Genomic DNA, 12,594 nt, shown 5'->3' on the forward strand with positions numbered 1-12,594 from the left:
CCCTCCGGCCCGTCATCGGCCGCCCACCCGCGCGACCGGCCTGGCACGGCGCATCGCCGCGACGCTGAGCGACTCCACCCCGCTGCCCCAGCACGTCGACCGCGGTCTGGACCACGCCGCCTTCATCCCGATGGTGGCCATGTACCCGGCCGTCGAGGTGCCTGCCGTCCAGCTGAGCACGCCGAGCCTGGATCCCGAGGCCCTGTTGAGGTTGGGGGAGCGGTTCCGCACCCTGCGTGAGGGCATCCTGGTCATCGGCTCGGGGACCATGACCCACAGCTTCACCGTCTTCCGCCGGCCTGAGCCGGCGGGCCACACCGCCGCCTTCGACGAGTGGGCCACCGACGCCATCGCGCGCAGCGACGTCGACGCCCTGCTCGACTACCGCGCCAAGGGACCGAGCGCGGACATCGCCCACCCGACCGCCGACCACTTCGTGCCCCTGCTGCTCACCCTCGGTGCAGGCACCACGCCCGGCCAGTCGGTGACGACCGCCTTCGACGGAATGTGGATGGGCAACTCGATTCGCTCCGTCCAGGCGGCCTGACCGGACCCCCCGACCGCCGAACCCGATCAGGAGAAAACCGATGACCATCCTCTCCTCGCGCGCCGACGTGCCCACCGACGCCCCGGCCCGCTACGCCAAGCAGCTGGTCTCGCACCTGGGCCGCAAGGCCCCGTTCACCGAGGACGCCGACGGCGCCTGGACGATCACCGTCGGGGAGGCCCGCGGCCGGATCCTCGTCGGCGACGGCGTGCTGACGTTGCGCGTCGAGGCGTCCGACGTCGAGACCCTCGACCGCCTCGAGCACGCCCTGGGCAGCCACCTCGAGCGCTTCGGTGCCCGTGCCGGCCTGACGGTCGCCTGGCGACGCGACGCCGACTGACCGGCACTCCCCGGCCGCGGGGTCCACAGAGCCAGGCGCGCCCACGGCCGCGCTCGGAAGCAACGCAACCACCCACCGAGAAGAGGGCACCGCCTTGAACGTCAACGCCATCACCTGGCACTCCATCACCGTCGAGCCCGAGCAGCTCGAGACCCAGAAGAAGTTCCTCACCGAGACCCTCGGTCTGACCCTGGCGATGGAGATGTACGGCGTCTTCGTGTACGCGCTCCCGGACGGGGGGATGCTGGAGCTCTACACGCCGCAGACCGCCCCGGACTTCGGCTACAACGGCTCCATCGCCTTCGGCTTCCGGGTCGACGACGTCGAGGCGGCCAGCGCAGAGATCGCCGCGGCGGGCGGCGAGCTGCTCGGGGAGATCAACCGGGTGCCCGATCTGGACTACGCCTACCGCCACTTCCGCGGCGTGGACGGCCGCGTCTACGGCCTCAACGAGAGCAAGCCGCAGCCCCGCTGACGCTCAGCCCTGCCGGTCCGCCGCGACCGCGGTGGACCGGCGGGCCGACGGGCCTGCTCCAGGCCGGCGTCAACCCAGGGCCCGATCGAGGTTCACGGCGGTGCTGATGAGCGCCAGGTGGGTGAAGGCCTGGGGGAAGTTGCCCTGCTGACCTCCGGCGACGCCGATCTGCTCGGCGTAGAGGCCGAGGTGGTTGGCGTACGTCAGCATCTTCTCGAACGCCATCCGGGCGTCGTCCAGCCGTCCCGCTGGCCTCGGGGTCGTACCGGTAGACCAGCGAGTCCGACACCAGCTCTCCGCTGAGGGCGTCCAGGGTGGGGAGCCACTTGGGATCGGTCGGCGCGACGAATTTCGCCAGCGGCATCATCAGGACGGCGGCGTCCAGGACGTCATCCTCGTGCTGCACGAACGCCTGACGTCGTGCCGACCAGCCCCGCTTCATGATCCGCCGGTAGATGTCGTCGCGGGTGCGCTCCCACCTGGCCCGGTCGGCGGGCAGGCCGCGACGGTTGGCCATGCGGATGGCCCGCTCGACGGCCACCCGGCACATCAGCCGGGAGTGCAGGACCTTCTTGCGTCCGCCGCGGGTCTCCCAGATGCCCTCGTCGGGCTGGTCCCAGTGGTCGCAGACCCAGTCGACCAGACCGCAGAGGCCCTCCCACGCATCGCCGGAGATGGGCTCCGCCCACTTGTCGTACCGGTACACGGAGTCGATCAGCTCCCCGTAGATGTCGAGCTGGAGCTGCTCGGCCGCGCCGTTGCCGATCCGGACGGGGGACGCGCCCTCGTACCCCTCCAGGTGCGGGAGCTCCTCCTCGGCCAGGTCGGTGCGGCCGTCTGTGCCGTACGTGATCTGCAGGGGGCCGAGGGGGTGGTCGCCTGCCGGTGAGACGTGCTGCGCGAGGAAGTTCATGAACGCGGCTGCCTCGCTGGTGAAGCCCAGCCGCAGGAGCGCGTAGACGCAGAAGGCAGCGTCGCGAATCCACACGAAGGGGTAGTCCCAGTCCCGCTCGCCACCGAGTTGTCCGGGCAGGCTGGTCGTGGGCGCGGCCACGATGGCGCCCGTCGGTGCATAGGTCAGCAACTTCAGCGTCAACGCCGACCGGTGGACCATCTCGCGCCACCGGCCGCGGTAGCGCGACGCCGACAGCCAGCGCCGCCAGTACGTGACCGTGGCGTCGAAGAGCTCCTCCGCCTCGGTGCCGGAGCGACCGCGCGGCGCGGTATCCCCGTCGACGCGGTCGAGGGCGAACACCGCCGACTCGCGCTCGACCAGGATGAACTCCGCTTCGACATCGCGCCCGTCGCAGCGGAGGGGAACCGTGGCGGTCAGCGACAGCGACAGGTCCGTCGAGCCGAAGAGGACGCCACCGTCGCGCTCGTCGACGGTGTGCGTCCGGCGGCCGTAGTCGAAGCGGGGGGACATCCGGGCGCGGAACGGCATGGTCCCGCGGACGCAGAGCACCCGCCGGACCAACCGGTGGTCAGCCGTCTCCGTGGCCGGGCCGACGGGCATGAAGTCCTGGACCTCGCCCACGGCGTCGCCGGTGCAGAAGCGGGTCAGCAGGACGTTGGTGTGCGGGACGTAGAACCGCCGGGGTGCGCGCCGGCGAGGCGGTGGCCAGCTCGAAGGAGCCTCCGCGGTCGGCGTCGAGGATCGCCCCGAACACGCTCGGCGAGTCGAACGACGGGTAGCAGTACCAGTCGTTGGTGCCGTTGGTGCCGACCAGCGCCACGGTGTGCAGATCGCCGATCAGTCCGTGCTCGGCGACGGGGAGGTACCGCGGCTGGGGGCCGGGCTCCGCTCGATCGTCCTCAGCCGGGTCGCCGGTCACGAGTGCCCTCCGTGCCGGTCTGGCCGGGGTGGTACGCGAGCTGACGTGAGGGCGAGAACTATCGCAGGGTCGTGCTCGACCGGCCCGGTGACGGTCGTCGGCGACGCGTGGAGTGGATGCGCTCACATGTTCGGCGAAATACTTGCTGTGGCAAGTGAGTTGCGGCAGAGTGTCAGTTGCCTCGACAACCAACTGGGAGTCCACCATGACCACGCTCGGTCCCGCTACGACCGCCGCTGCGGACGCCCGCATCCCGGCCGACCACCTCTTCGCCCGGCACCTGCGCCGCGTCGCCGCGCTCGAGCCGCACCGGTCGTGGACGCCGGAGGACGGCGCGCTGCCGAGCCTCTACCTGTCCCACGGTGGTGGCCCGATGCCGTTCTGGCGGCCCGAGTGGCTGAACCCGCTGCACGACTGGGCCCGCGCGCTGCCCAAGCCGAAGGCGATCTTGGTGGTCTCCGCGCACTGGGAGTCCGCGCCGCTGTCGGTCAGCGCTCCCCGGCCCACCGAGCTGGTCTACGACTTCGGCGGCTTCGACCCGCTGTACTACACGTTCCGCTACGACACCCCCGACGCCAGCGAGCTCGCCCGCGACGTGGTCGGCCTCATGCCGGACACCGAGCACGTGCACCAGCACGCCAGCCGCGGCCTGGACCACGGCTCCTGGGTGCCGTTGAAGATCATGTACCCGGAGGCCGACGTCCCGGTGCTGCAGCTGTCACTGCCCACCGAGGACCCCGACCGGCTGCTGGCCATCGGTGAGCGGCTGCGCCCGCTGCGCGAGGAGGGCGTGCTGGTGGTCGGCTCGGGCCACATGACCCACGGCCTGCCGTTCATCACCCGGGGGATGCTCGAGGGGACCGAGGTGCCGGCCTGGTCGACCGACTTCGACGGCTGGGCCGCCGACGCGCTGGCCCGTGGCGACGTCGCCGAGTTGTCCCGGTACCGCAGCGCCGCGCCGGGCCTGCCCTACGCCCACCCGACCGTGGAGCACTTCACCCCGCTGTTCGTCGCCCTCGGCGCGGCCACCGACCCCACCGCCCCGGTGATCACCACCCTGGACGGCTACAGCTTCGGCCTCTCCCGGCGCTCTTTCCAGGCCGCCTGAGCCTGCGACCCGGACCGACCTCACCAAGGAGAACCACCCGCATGTCCATCGTCGTCACCGGCGCCACCGGCCACCTCGGCCGACTGGTCGTCGAAGCCCTCCTCGCCCGCGGCGTGCCCGCCGACCAGATCGTCGCCACCGGCCGCCGCGTCGAGGCGCTCGCCGACCTGCAGGACCGCGGCGTCACCGTCCGCCGCGCCGACTACACCGACCCCGACTCCCTGCGCGCCGCGTTCGCCGGCGCCGAGAAGGTGCTGCTCGTCTCGAGCAGCGAGGTCGGCCAGCGGCTGCCGCAGCACCGCAACGTGATCTCGGCGGCGAAGGACGCGGGTGTGCGCCTGATCGCCTACACCAGCTTCCCCCACGCCGACACCTCGACCCTGCCGCTGGCAGCCGAGCACCTCGCCACCGAGCAGGTCCTGGTCGAGTCCGGGGTGCCGCACGTCGTCCTGCGCAACGGTTGGTACATCGAGAACTACACGGGCCAGCTGGCCACCTACCTCGAGCACGGCATCGTCGGCTCCGCCGGCACCGGCAAGGTCAGCGCGGCTCCCCGCGCCGACTTCGCGGAGGCGGCCGCCGCCGTCCTGACCCAGGACGGTCACGACGGCGCTGTGTACGAGCTCGGCGGCGAGGCGTTCACCATGCCCGAGTTGGCCGCGACCGTCTCCGCGGTCACGGGCCGGCAGGTCGCCTACACCGATGTGCCGGTCGAGCAGTACGCCCAGATCCTCGTCGGTGCCGGGCTACCCGAGCCGGCCGCGGCACTGTTCGCGGACTTCGACCGGGCCGTGGCCGACGGGGAACACCACGTCGAGGGCAACGACCTCGAGAAGCTCCTCGGTCGCGCACCGACCCCGCTCGCCGACGCCGTCGCCGCGGCAGCCGCTCGCCAGCAGTGACCACGGGCCTCACCTCCTCCGGGGAGGTGAGGGCTCGTCCGTCCGGCGCACGTCCGCGCCTGCAATCGCTGGGTCGACCGGAGGAGGAGCCGTGGCAGGGGGACGGCTCTGGTCGGCGGCGCACCCGCGGCTCGCGGATGCGTGTCTGGCGGCGCTGCTGGTCCTTCTCGTCCTCCCGACCCTCGTCATCCGGAATCCCGAGTTCCCGGGAAGCCCGGACGGCTGGTCCCTGGCCGTGTTCGCCCTCGCCGCGGCAGCTCTGGTCTTCCGGCGGGAGCAGCCGCTGCGGGTCTGGGCGTTCGCGACGGTGGCGGGGGTCGCCGGCGTGCTGCAGAGCGACGGGAGCATCGTCCTGGCTGCCACCACCTGCGTCGCGCTCTACACGGTCGGCAGCCGACTACCCCTGCGCAGCGTGGTCCTAGCGAGCGTCGTCTCGGGTGTTGCCTACACCCTCGCCGCGGTCGTGGCCGAGGGCGACTGGCTCGACGACCGTGGGGTCCCTGGCCTGCAGACCTTCGCGTGGTCGGCCGCCGCCTCGGCTGTCGGGGTCGCGGTGCGCAGTCACCGGGCCACGTTGGCGGCGGCGGAGGCCCGCGCCCTGCAGGCCGAGCTGACGCGGGAGGAGGAGGCCGAGCGCCGGGTCAGCGACGAGCGGCTGCGCATCGCCCGCGAGCTCCACGACGTCGTGGCCCACCACATCTCGGTCGTCAACGTGCAGGCCGGGGTGGCGCGCCATCTTCTGGACGCCGACCCCGACCAGGCGCGAGCGGCGCTCGACCTGGTGCGGAACGCCAGCAAGACCGTGCTGTCGGAGATGTCCACGGTCGTGGGTCTGCTGCGCACCGCGGGGGAGGAGGCGCCGACCGATCCGACGCCGGGCATGGCCCGGGTCGGCGAGCTCGCGGACTCCATCCGCCAGGCCGGGCTGGACCTGACCTGGACCGTCAGCGGCGAGCTCGAGGGGCTCCCCGCGATCCACGACCTGACCGCGTACCGGGTCGTCCAGGAGGCGCTGACCAACGCCCTGAGGTACGGCACCGGCGCGGCCACGATGGTCGTGGACAGCCGACCGGAGGGTGTGAGCATCGAGGTGCGCAACGAGGTGAGCAGGAACGGACCGCACCGCTCCGGGGGCGGGCACGGTCTGATCGGCATGCGGGAACGCGTCGACGCCGTCCGCGGGCGGCTGGCGGCCGGACCGGAGCCGGACGGCGCCTATCGGGTGTCGGTCCTCATCCCGCGGGACCCGGCATGACCGTCCGCGTGCTGCTCGCCGACGACCAGGTCCTCATCCGATCGGGGTTCGCGGCGCTCGTCAACAGTGCCGACGACCTCGAGGTGGTCGGCGAGGCGGGTGACGGCGCCGAGGCCGTCCGCCAGGCCGGCGCGCTGCGACCGGACGTCGTCCTGATGGACATCCGCATGCCCGGTGTGGACGGACTGACGGCGGCTCGGCAGATCGCCGCGTCATCCGACCTCTCCGAGGTCCGCATCATCGTGCTGACCACCTTCGAGGCCGACGAGTACGTCGTCGAGGCCCTGCGGTCGGGGGCGAGCGGGTTCCTGGGCAAGAGCGTGGAGCCGGACGAGTTGCTCGACGCCATCCGGGTGGTCGCGCGCGGTGACGCGCTGCTGTCCCCGCGGGCCACCCGGAGCCTGATCGCCCGCTTCCTGGCCCAGCCCGGCCGGTCCGGGCCGGACCCCGCCGGACCTGCTCCCGTCGACGCGGCGCTCGACGTCCTCACGGAGCGGGAACGCGAGATGGTCGCGCTGGTGGCGCATGGGCTGAGCAACGAGGACATCGCGGCGCGCTTGCACCTCTCGCCGCTCACGGTCAAGACGCACGTCAACCGGGCCATGAGCAAGCTCCGCGCGCGGGACCGGGCCCAGCTGGTGGTCCTCGCCTACCAGACCGGGCTCGTCCGGGCGGGCGACACGTATCCGCGCTGACGCGTGTGCCGGCCTCGCCTCTACTGCGCTGGCAGTAGGCGGAGGCCGCCGCAAGAGCCTGCGTACGGATGACGACGGGGACCGCTTACCCGATGGATAGTTGCTTGGTCAACCAATAGCCGGGGAGCGACTGATGCTGGAACTGCAGAACCTGACCAAGCGCTACGGGGACGTCGTCGCCGTCGACGACCTCACCTTCGACGTCCGTCCCGGTGTCGTCACCGGGTTCCTCGGGCCGAACGGGGCGGGCAAGTCCACCACCATGCGGATGATCCTCGGCCTGGACCGGCCGACCTCCGGATCGGTCACCGTCAACGGGCGGGACTACCGGACGTCGACGGCGCCGCTGCACGAGATCGGGGCCCTGCTCGACGGCAAGGCGGTGGACAAGGGGCGCTCGGCCCGCAACCACCTGCTGGCCCTGGGGGCCACGGTGGGTGTCGGAGCCCGCCGCGTGGACGAGCTGCTGGACGCGGTCGGTCTGGCCGAGGTCGCGCGCAAGCCGGCGGGTTCCTTCTCCCTGGGCATGGGGCAGCGGCTGGGCATCGCCTCGGCGCTGCTGGCCGACCCGTCCATCGTGATGCTCGACGAGCCGGTGAACGGGCTGGACCCCGACGGCATCCTGTGGGCGCGCAGCTTCCTGCGGTCCTTGGCCGAGGAGGGGCGAACGGTGTTCCTGTCCTCGCACCTGATGAGCGAGATGGAGCTGACCGCCGACCACCTGATCGTCGTCGGCCGGGGCCGGCTGATCCGGGACGTGTCGATGGCGGAGTTCATCGCCTCGGCGTGGAGCGACAAGGTCAGGGTCGTCTCGCCGGACGCCACGGCACTGGCCGGCCTGCTGGCCGCGCCCGGGGTCACCGTGACGTCGTCCTCGCCGACGGAGCTGGAGATCGAGGGCGTGCCCGCCTCGGAGATCGGTGACCTCGCCGCGCGCCACGGTCTGCCGCTCCACGAGCTCGTCCCGCTGCACCCCTCCCTGGAGGAGGCCTTCATGGAACTCACGAAGGAGTCCGTGCAGTACCACGGCCGCACCGACGGCGCGCTCCTCACCACCGCGGCGGCAGCCCGGTGACCGCCACGCTGCCCGACGACACCCCTCCCGCCACGACCCGCGAGAAGGCGGACCCCACGATGACCACCTCCACCTCACCGGCCACGACCACCGCTCACACCGCGTCCTCGGCCCACCGGCACCGCGCGACCACGGCGCCCGCGTACCGGATCACCCTGGCGCGCGTCATCCGCGCCGAGTGGATCAAACTGCGCACCCTGCGCTCGACCTGGGCCATGCTGACCGCGGTGCTGCTGACCATCGTCGGGATCGGCGCCATCGCCGCCGCGAGCGCGACCGGTGCGGTCGAGGGCCCGCGCGACGGCGGCGGACCGGGCGGCGGCGATCCGCTCTCCACCGTGCTCAGCGGCTCGATGCTCGCCGTCGTCCTCGTCGGCGTCCTCGGTGTCCTGTTCGGCGCCCGGGAGTACTCCTCCGGCCTCATCCGCAGCTATCTCGCCGCGGTACCCGCGCGCCTGCCCGTGCTCGGGGCCAAGGTGGTCGCCTTTCTGCTGGCCGTCGTCCCGGTCGTCCTCGCGGGCGTCTTCGTGGCCTTCGCGGTGGGCATGGCCGTGCTCGACGCGGGCGGCGTCGCCACCGTCTCGTGGAGCGATCCGGGGACCGCGCGGGTCGTGCTGGGCACGGCCGGCTACGTCGTGGGCATGGGCCTGATCGGCCTGGCTCTCGGCGTGCTCCTGCGGAGCACCGCAGGAGCCATCAGTGCCCTGCTGGCCGGAGTCCTGGTCCTGCCGACGCTCGCCGGCGCACTCCTGCCCGAGGCCTGGGACGGGTTGCTGAAGTACCTGCCGTCCAACGCCGCGTCGGCGTTCACGTCCACCGTTCCGACCGAGTCGCTGCTCGGCGCCGGCACGGGGGTACTGGTCTTCGCCGGCTGGATCGTCGTGGCCGTCGCCGGGGCCGCCGTCGCCTTGTCGCGCCGCGACGCCTGACCCGTTCCCGGTCGGTGTCGCTCCGTCATCACCGGGCGACACCGACCGGTCGTCATCGAGCCCACCATCAGGAGTTTCCGGAGATCTCTCCGGGCGCTTGACGCGGCAAGCTTCGGTCGGCTACCTTCACTTGCACGAGCAAGTAATCGCCTGCGTCACCAAGGCGATGGCTGGGGTCGCTGGCGCACTCGGACGCCTGACGACTGACCGGGTCCCGACGCAGTTCCCGCCCGTCCCGTGATCACCGGGGCGACACCGGCCGCCCGCCACCTGATCCACCACCCGACCTGGAGAAACTGCCATGACCACCACCTCGGCCCGGGACACCCGCGCGGTGTCCTGGAAGTCCACCGCCGTCGCCGCCGCCATCGGCGCCGTCGGGGGGCTCGTCATCAACAGCCTGATAGCCCTGCTCGCGAAGGCTCTCTTCGACATCCCGGACGAGTTCCAGCCGCTCACCCTGCCGGTGTACGGGTTCCTGACCGTCGTCGGCGCGATCGTCGGCGCCATCGCCTGGCACCTCGTCGTCTCGCGCAGCCGCAACGCCTCGCGGGTGCTGCGTGTGCTCGTTCCCACGGTGCTCGTGCTCTCGCTGATCCCGGACGTCATGCTGCTCGTCAACGAGTCGCAGCCCGGGACCACGACTGCCGGCGTGGTTGCGCTGATGCTCATGCACGTCGGTGTCGCCGCGGCGGCCGTGCCGGCCTTCCGCCGGTTCATCCCGCCCCAGTCCTGACGCACTCCAGCCCAGCGCTCGTCCGCTCAGCCTGGGCTGACCGGCGCCCCGGTCACGCACCGCGTGGGGCCGGGGCGCCCGTCGTCCCCTGACGCGGCCGTGCCCCTCTGGCGGTGGGTGCGAGGCTCGCCGCCCTACACCGAGCGCGACCGCGAGCTGGTGAGCGCGCTGATGACCCGCGCCGGCCTGGTGGTCGAGGCCGCGCGGGCATCGTTCTTCGACCGCACGGTGTCCGAGACCATGCAGCGGGCGCTGCTGCCCACGCTGCTGCCGCAGCCCGACCACCTGCAGCTGGCCTCCCGCTACCAGCCGGCCGAGAACACGCAGCTGGTCGGCGGGGACTGGTACGACGCCTACCTCGACGCCACCGGCACCACCAGCCTGGTCGTCGGCGACGTGGCCGGCCACGACATCGCAGCGGCGGTCACGATGGGCCAGCTGCGCACCGAGCTGCGCATGGCCGGCCTCGACGGGACCGCCGGCCCGGCGAGAGTGCTCACCACCGTCGACGTCGCCTGCGACACCTTCGGCCAGCACGTGTTCGCCACCGCCCTGGTCGCCCGCGTGGAACGCTTCCCCCCCCCGGACCGGCCCGCGCGGGACCGCGCCCTGACCTGGAGCTCGGCCGGGCACCCCCCACCGGTGCTGCTGCACGCCGACGGCACCGTCGCCGTCCTCACCGACCGGGTCGGGCTCCCGCTCGGCGTCGATCCCTCCCGGCCCCGTCCCGAGCACCGCCACGTGCTGCCGGTGAACTCCACCCTGCTGCTCTACACCGACGGGCTGCTCGAGCAGCTCGACGTCCCGGCCGCCGCCACCGTGCGGCCCGGCGGCTCCGGCACGCGCGACCTGGACACGGGCCTGGCGCGCCTGACCGACCTGCTGGCCGGCAGCGCCGGCCTCGACCTCGAGGACCTCTGCGACCTGATCATGACCACGCTGCTCCCACCGGCGGGAGCCGCCGACGACGTCGCCCTGCTCGCCATCCGCCCGTACGCCGAGGACCAGCCGCGCCCGCCGCAGGCCGGCCCCAACGTCGTGCCCTGACCACCACGCGTCCCCCGGCTACAGCGACAGGTGAGGGTGATGCTGTGTGCCAGCGTGTGTGCCACCGCGGGGCGTTCACAGGTGTCCGCAGCCATGCGCGGACGTCCGCATCAGCCGTCCGACCTGGCTGTTCGTACGACGACGTACGTCCACGAACCCCGTGCCAGGGAACTGTCAGTTGCATGGTTTGAGTCGGCTCCCCGGTAGGCCAACCGATCATGAACGGCCCCCCGACATGGCGATGGTTGATGACGATCAGGCCGCAAACGCGTGGTGCCACGATGGTCGCCTAAGAAGACGTTGCATTAGTCGACCGGTAGCCGACGGGCGCAGATGAGGATCACGGCCAACCGGGCCAGCGCGGTGATGGTCAGCGCGGTGCGGTCGTAGCGCAGGGCCAGGCGTTTGTAGGACAGCAGCCAGCCCAGCGTCCGCTCGACCACCCAGCGGTGCCGCCCCAGACGCTGGCTGGAGTCGACCCCGATCCGGGCGATGCGCGCGGTGATCCCGCGGCGGCGCAGGTAGCGGCGCACCCGTGGGATGTCGTAGCCCTTGTCGCCGTGCAGCTTGACCGGACGGCGCCGAGGGTGGCCGCGGCCACCCCGCTTGATCGCCGGCATCGAGTCCAGCAGTGGCTCGACGAACAGGCTGTCGTGCCGGTTGGCGGCCGAGACCAGCACGTTGAGCGGCAGGCCGGCGGCGTCGACGAGCAGGTGGTACAAGCTGGGAGGCCTTGCCCCGGTCGGTCGGGTTCGGGCCGGTCAGCGCACCCCCCTTTTCGCCCGGACGCTGACCGAGTCCAGGCTGGCCCGCGACCAGTCCAGTTCACCTTGCTCTCCGAGGCGGTCGAGCACGGTCTGGTGGACGCGATCGAAGACGCCGGCCTCGGACCACTCGCGCATCCGCCGCCAGCAGGTCCAGCCCGAGCCGTAGCCCAGCCGGCGGGTCAGCTTGGCCCAGCCGATGCCGGTGGACAGCACGAAGGCGATGCCCTCGAGCACGTCTCGGTCGCAGACCCGGGGCCGGCCCGTGCGCCCGTGCACCGCCGGGGGCTGCGGTGGGATCAACGGCTCGAACAGCGCCCACGGTTCGTCGCTGATCAGCCGAGGCGGGGAAGACGCCGGCGAGGACATGCCCAGCAACCTGCGCCGGACCGTCGGGACGGAACAAAGCCCGACGACCTACTTCTGCAATGTCTTCTTAGGCCTGGCCGGCCGGCAGTACCGTGAAGTCGGGTACGACCGGGTCGATCGGCGGCGGTATCGCGGGGGGAGTTGGCGCACTCGCTGATCTGACGGGTGGGACTGCTGACTTCGCCTGGCTGTCCGGCTACCTCCCGGTCAAGGCGGCTCCTCCGAGGCCTCGCTGGCCGGCTCCTTTGCCCGGGTCTCGATCGCCGAGGCCCCCGGCTGCTGTTTCTGGGGCGCCCAGGAGCTGCTGCGCAAGCGTCCGGGGGTCATCTCCACCCGCGTCGGATACTCGGGCGGCGACACCCCGAACGCCACCTACCGGAACCACGGCGATCACGCGGAGGCGGTCGAGCTGTTTCCCGGCCACCGGGTGCCGGCCGAGGTGAGGTCTCTCCGACGGATCCCTTGGGCGCCGCGGTGCCGTATCTCCGCGCCCCGTCGGCGCCTCTGTCTGGGTGCA

Annotated in this window: 13 protein-coding genes and 2 pseudogenes; 12 read left to right on the forward strand and 3 right to left on the reverse strand. The window is 72.2% G+C overall.

Annotated elements, in window-relative coordinates; genetic code table 11:
• Positions 1-52 precede the first annotated feature (52 nt).
• From ACWIX3_RS15755 to ACWIX3_RS15765, 3 genes are all read left to right on the forward strand, one after another.
• Positions 53-547, forward strand: coding sequence for a DODA-type extradiol aromatic ring-opening family dioxygenase (locus ACWIX3_RS15755; RefSeq protein WP_448612476.1), 495 nt, complete (start codon positions 53-55; stop codon positions 545-547).
• 40 nt (positions 548-587) lie between these two features.
• Entirely contained in the window at positions 588-887 is a 300-nt protein-coding gene (locus tag ACWIX3_RS15760; RefSeq protein ID WP_448608288.1) for a DUF2218 domain-containing protein, read from the forward strand.
• A gap of 94 nt (positions 888-981) precedes the next feature.
• Positions 982-1,362, forward strand: coding sequence for a VOC family protein (locus ACWIX3_RS15765; protein WP_448608289.1), 381 nt, complete (start codon positions 982-984; stop codon positions 1,360-1,362).
• Here the strand turns inward: ACWIX3_RS15765 and ACWIX3_RS15770 are convergent.
• The gene (locus ACWIX3_RS15770) at positions 1,334-2,899 is read right to left on the reverse strand and encodes a glycoside hydrolase family 15 protein (RefSeq protein ID WP_448608290.1); all 1,566 of its coding nucleotides are present in this window, start codon (positions 2,897-2,899) and stop codon (positions 1,334-1,336) included. The genes ACWIX3_RS15765 and ACWIX3_RS15770 overlap by 29 nt on opposite strands.
• The gene (locus ACWIX3_RS15775; protein WP_448608291.1) at positions 2,847-3,449 is read right to left on the reverse strand and encodes a trehalase-like domain-containing protein; all 603 of its coding nucleotides are present in this window, start codon (positions 3,447-3,449) and stop codon (positions 2,847-2,849) included. Before ACWIX3_RS15775 ends, ACWIX3_RS15770 begins: the two co-directional genes overlap by 53 nt.
• Here ACWIX3_RS15775 and ACWIX3_RS15780 point away from each other — a divergent pair.
• The 8 genes from ACWIX3_RS15780 to ACWIX3_RS15815 all read left to right on the forward strand — a co-directional run bounded on the left by ACWIX3_RS15780 (position 3,403) and on the right by ACWIX3_RS15815 (position 10,944).
• Entirely contained in the window at positions 3,403-4,305 is a 903-nt protein-coding gene (locus tag ACWIX3_RS15780; RefSeq protein ID WP_448608292.1) for a DODA-type extradiol aromatic ring-opening family dioxygenase, read from the forward strand. The two genes, ACWIX3_RS15775 and ACWIX3_RS15780, sit on opposite strands and share 47 nt — an antisense overlap.
• A 41-nt stretch (positions 4,306-4,346) precedes the next feature.
• Positions 4,347-5,207 (forward strand): SDR family oxidoreductase, encoded by an 861-nt coding sequence (locus tag ACWIX3_RS15785; RefSeq protein WP_448608293.1) that lies wholly within the window; start codon positions 4,347-4,349, stop codon positions 5,205-5,207.
• Between the two features lie 91 nt (positions 5,208-5,298).
• Positions 5,299-6,462: a sensor histidine kinase gene (locus tag ACWIX3_RS15790; RefSeq protein WP_448608294.1), complete on the forward strand. Its 1,164-nt coding sequence runs from the start codon at positions 5,299-5,301 to the stop codon at positions 6,460-6,462.
• Positions 6,459-7,157 carry a response regulator gene (locus tag ACWIX3_RS15795; RefSeq protein WP_448608295.1) on the forward strand — a complete coding sequence of 233 codons (699 nt, stop codon included), beginning with the start codon at positions 6,459-6,461 and terminating at the stop codon, positions 7,155-7,157. The genes ACWIX3_RS15790 and ACWIX3_RS15795 overlap by 4 nt, the downstream gene beginning before the upstream one ends.
• Before the next feature lie 133 nt (positions 7,158-7,290).
• On the forward strand, positions 7,291-8,232 hold the full coding sequence (locus ACWIX3_RS15800; RefSeq protein WP_448608296.1) for an ABC transporter ATP-binding protein: 942 nt from the start codon (positions 7,291-7,293) through the stop codon (positions 8,230-8,232).
• Positions 8,229-9,161, forward strand: coding sequence for a hypothetical protein (locus ACWIX3_RS15805; protein ID WP_448608297.1), 933 nt, complete (start codon positions 8,229-8,231; stop codon positions 9,159-9,161). The genes ACWIX3_RS15800 and ACWIX3_RS15805 overlap by 4 nt, the downstream gene beginning before the upstream one ends.
• A gap of 301 nt (positions 9,162-9,462) precedes the next feature.
• Complete coding sequence (locus tag ACWIX3_RS15810) at positions 9,463-9,897, forward strand: DUF6069 family protein (RefSeq protein ID WP_012948146.1); 435 nt, start codon at positions 9,463-9,465, stop codon at positions 9,895-9,897.
• 99 nt (positions 9,898-9,996) lie between these two features.
• Positions 9,997-10,944, forward strand: coding sequence for a PP2C family protein-serine/threonine phosphatase (locus tag ACWIX3_RS15815; protein WP_448608298.1), 948 nt, complete (start codon positions 9,997-9,999; stop codon positions 10,942-10,944).
• 305 nt (positions 10,945-11,249) lie between these two features.
• Here the strand turns inward: ACWIX3_RS15815 and ACWIX3_RS15820 are convergent.
• Positions 11,250-12,077 (reverse strand): annotated as a pseudogene (locus ACWIX3_RS15820) (IS5 family transposase).
• 259 nt (positions 12,078-12,336) lie between these two features.
• Between ACWIX3_RS15820 and ACWIX3_RS15825 the strand changes: the two are divergent.
• A pseudogene (locus ACWIX3_RS15825) lies at positions 12,337-12,477 on the forward strand (peptide-methionine (S)-S-oxide reductase); the annotation flags it as partial.
• Positions 12,478-12,594: the final 117 nt, after the last annotated feature.

Source organism: Geodermatophilus sp. URMC 60 (assembly GCF_053502585.1).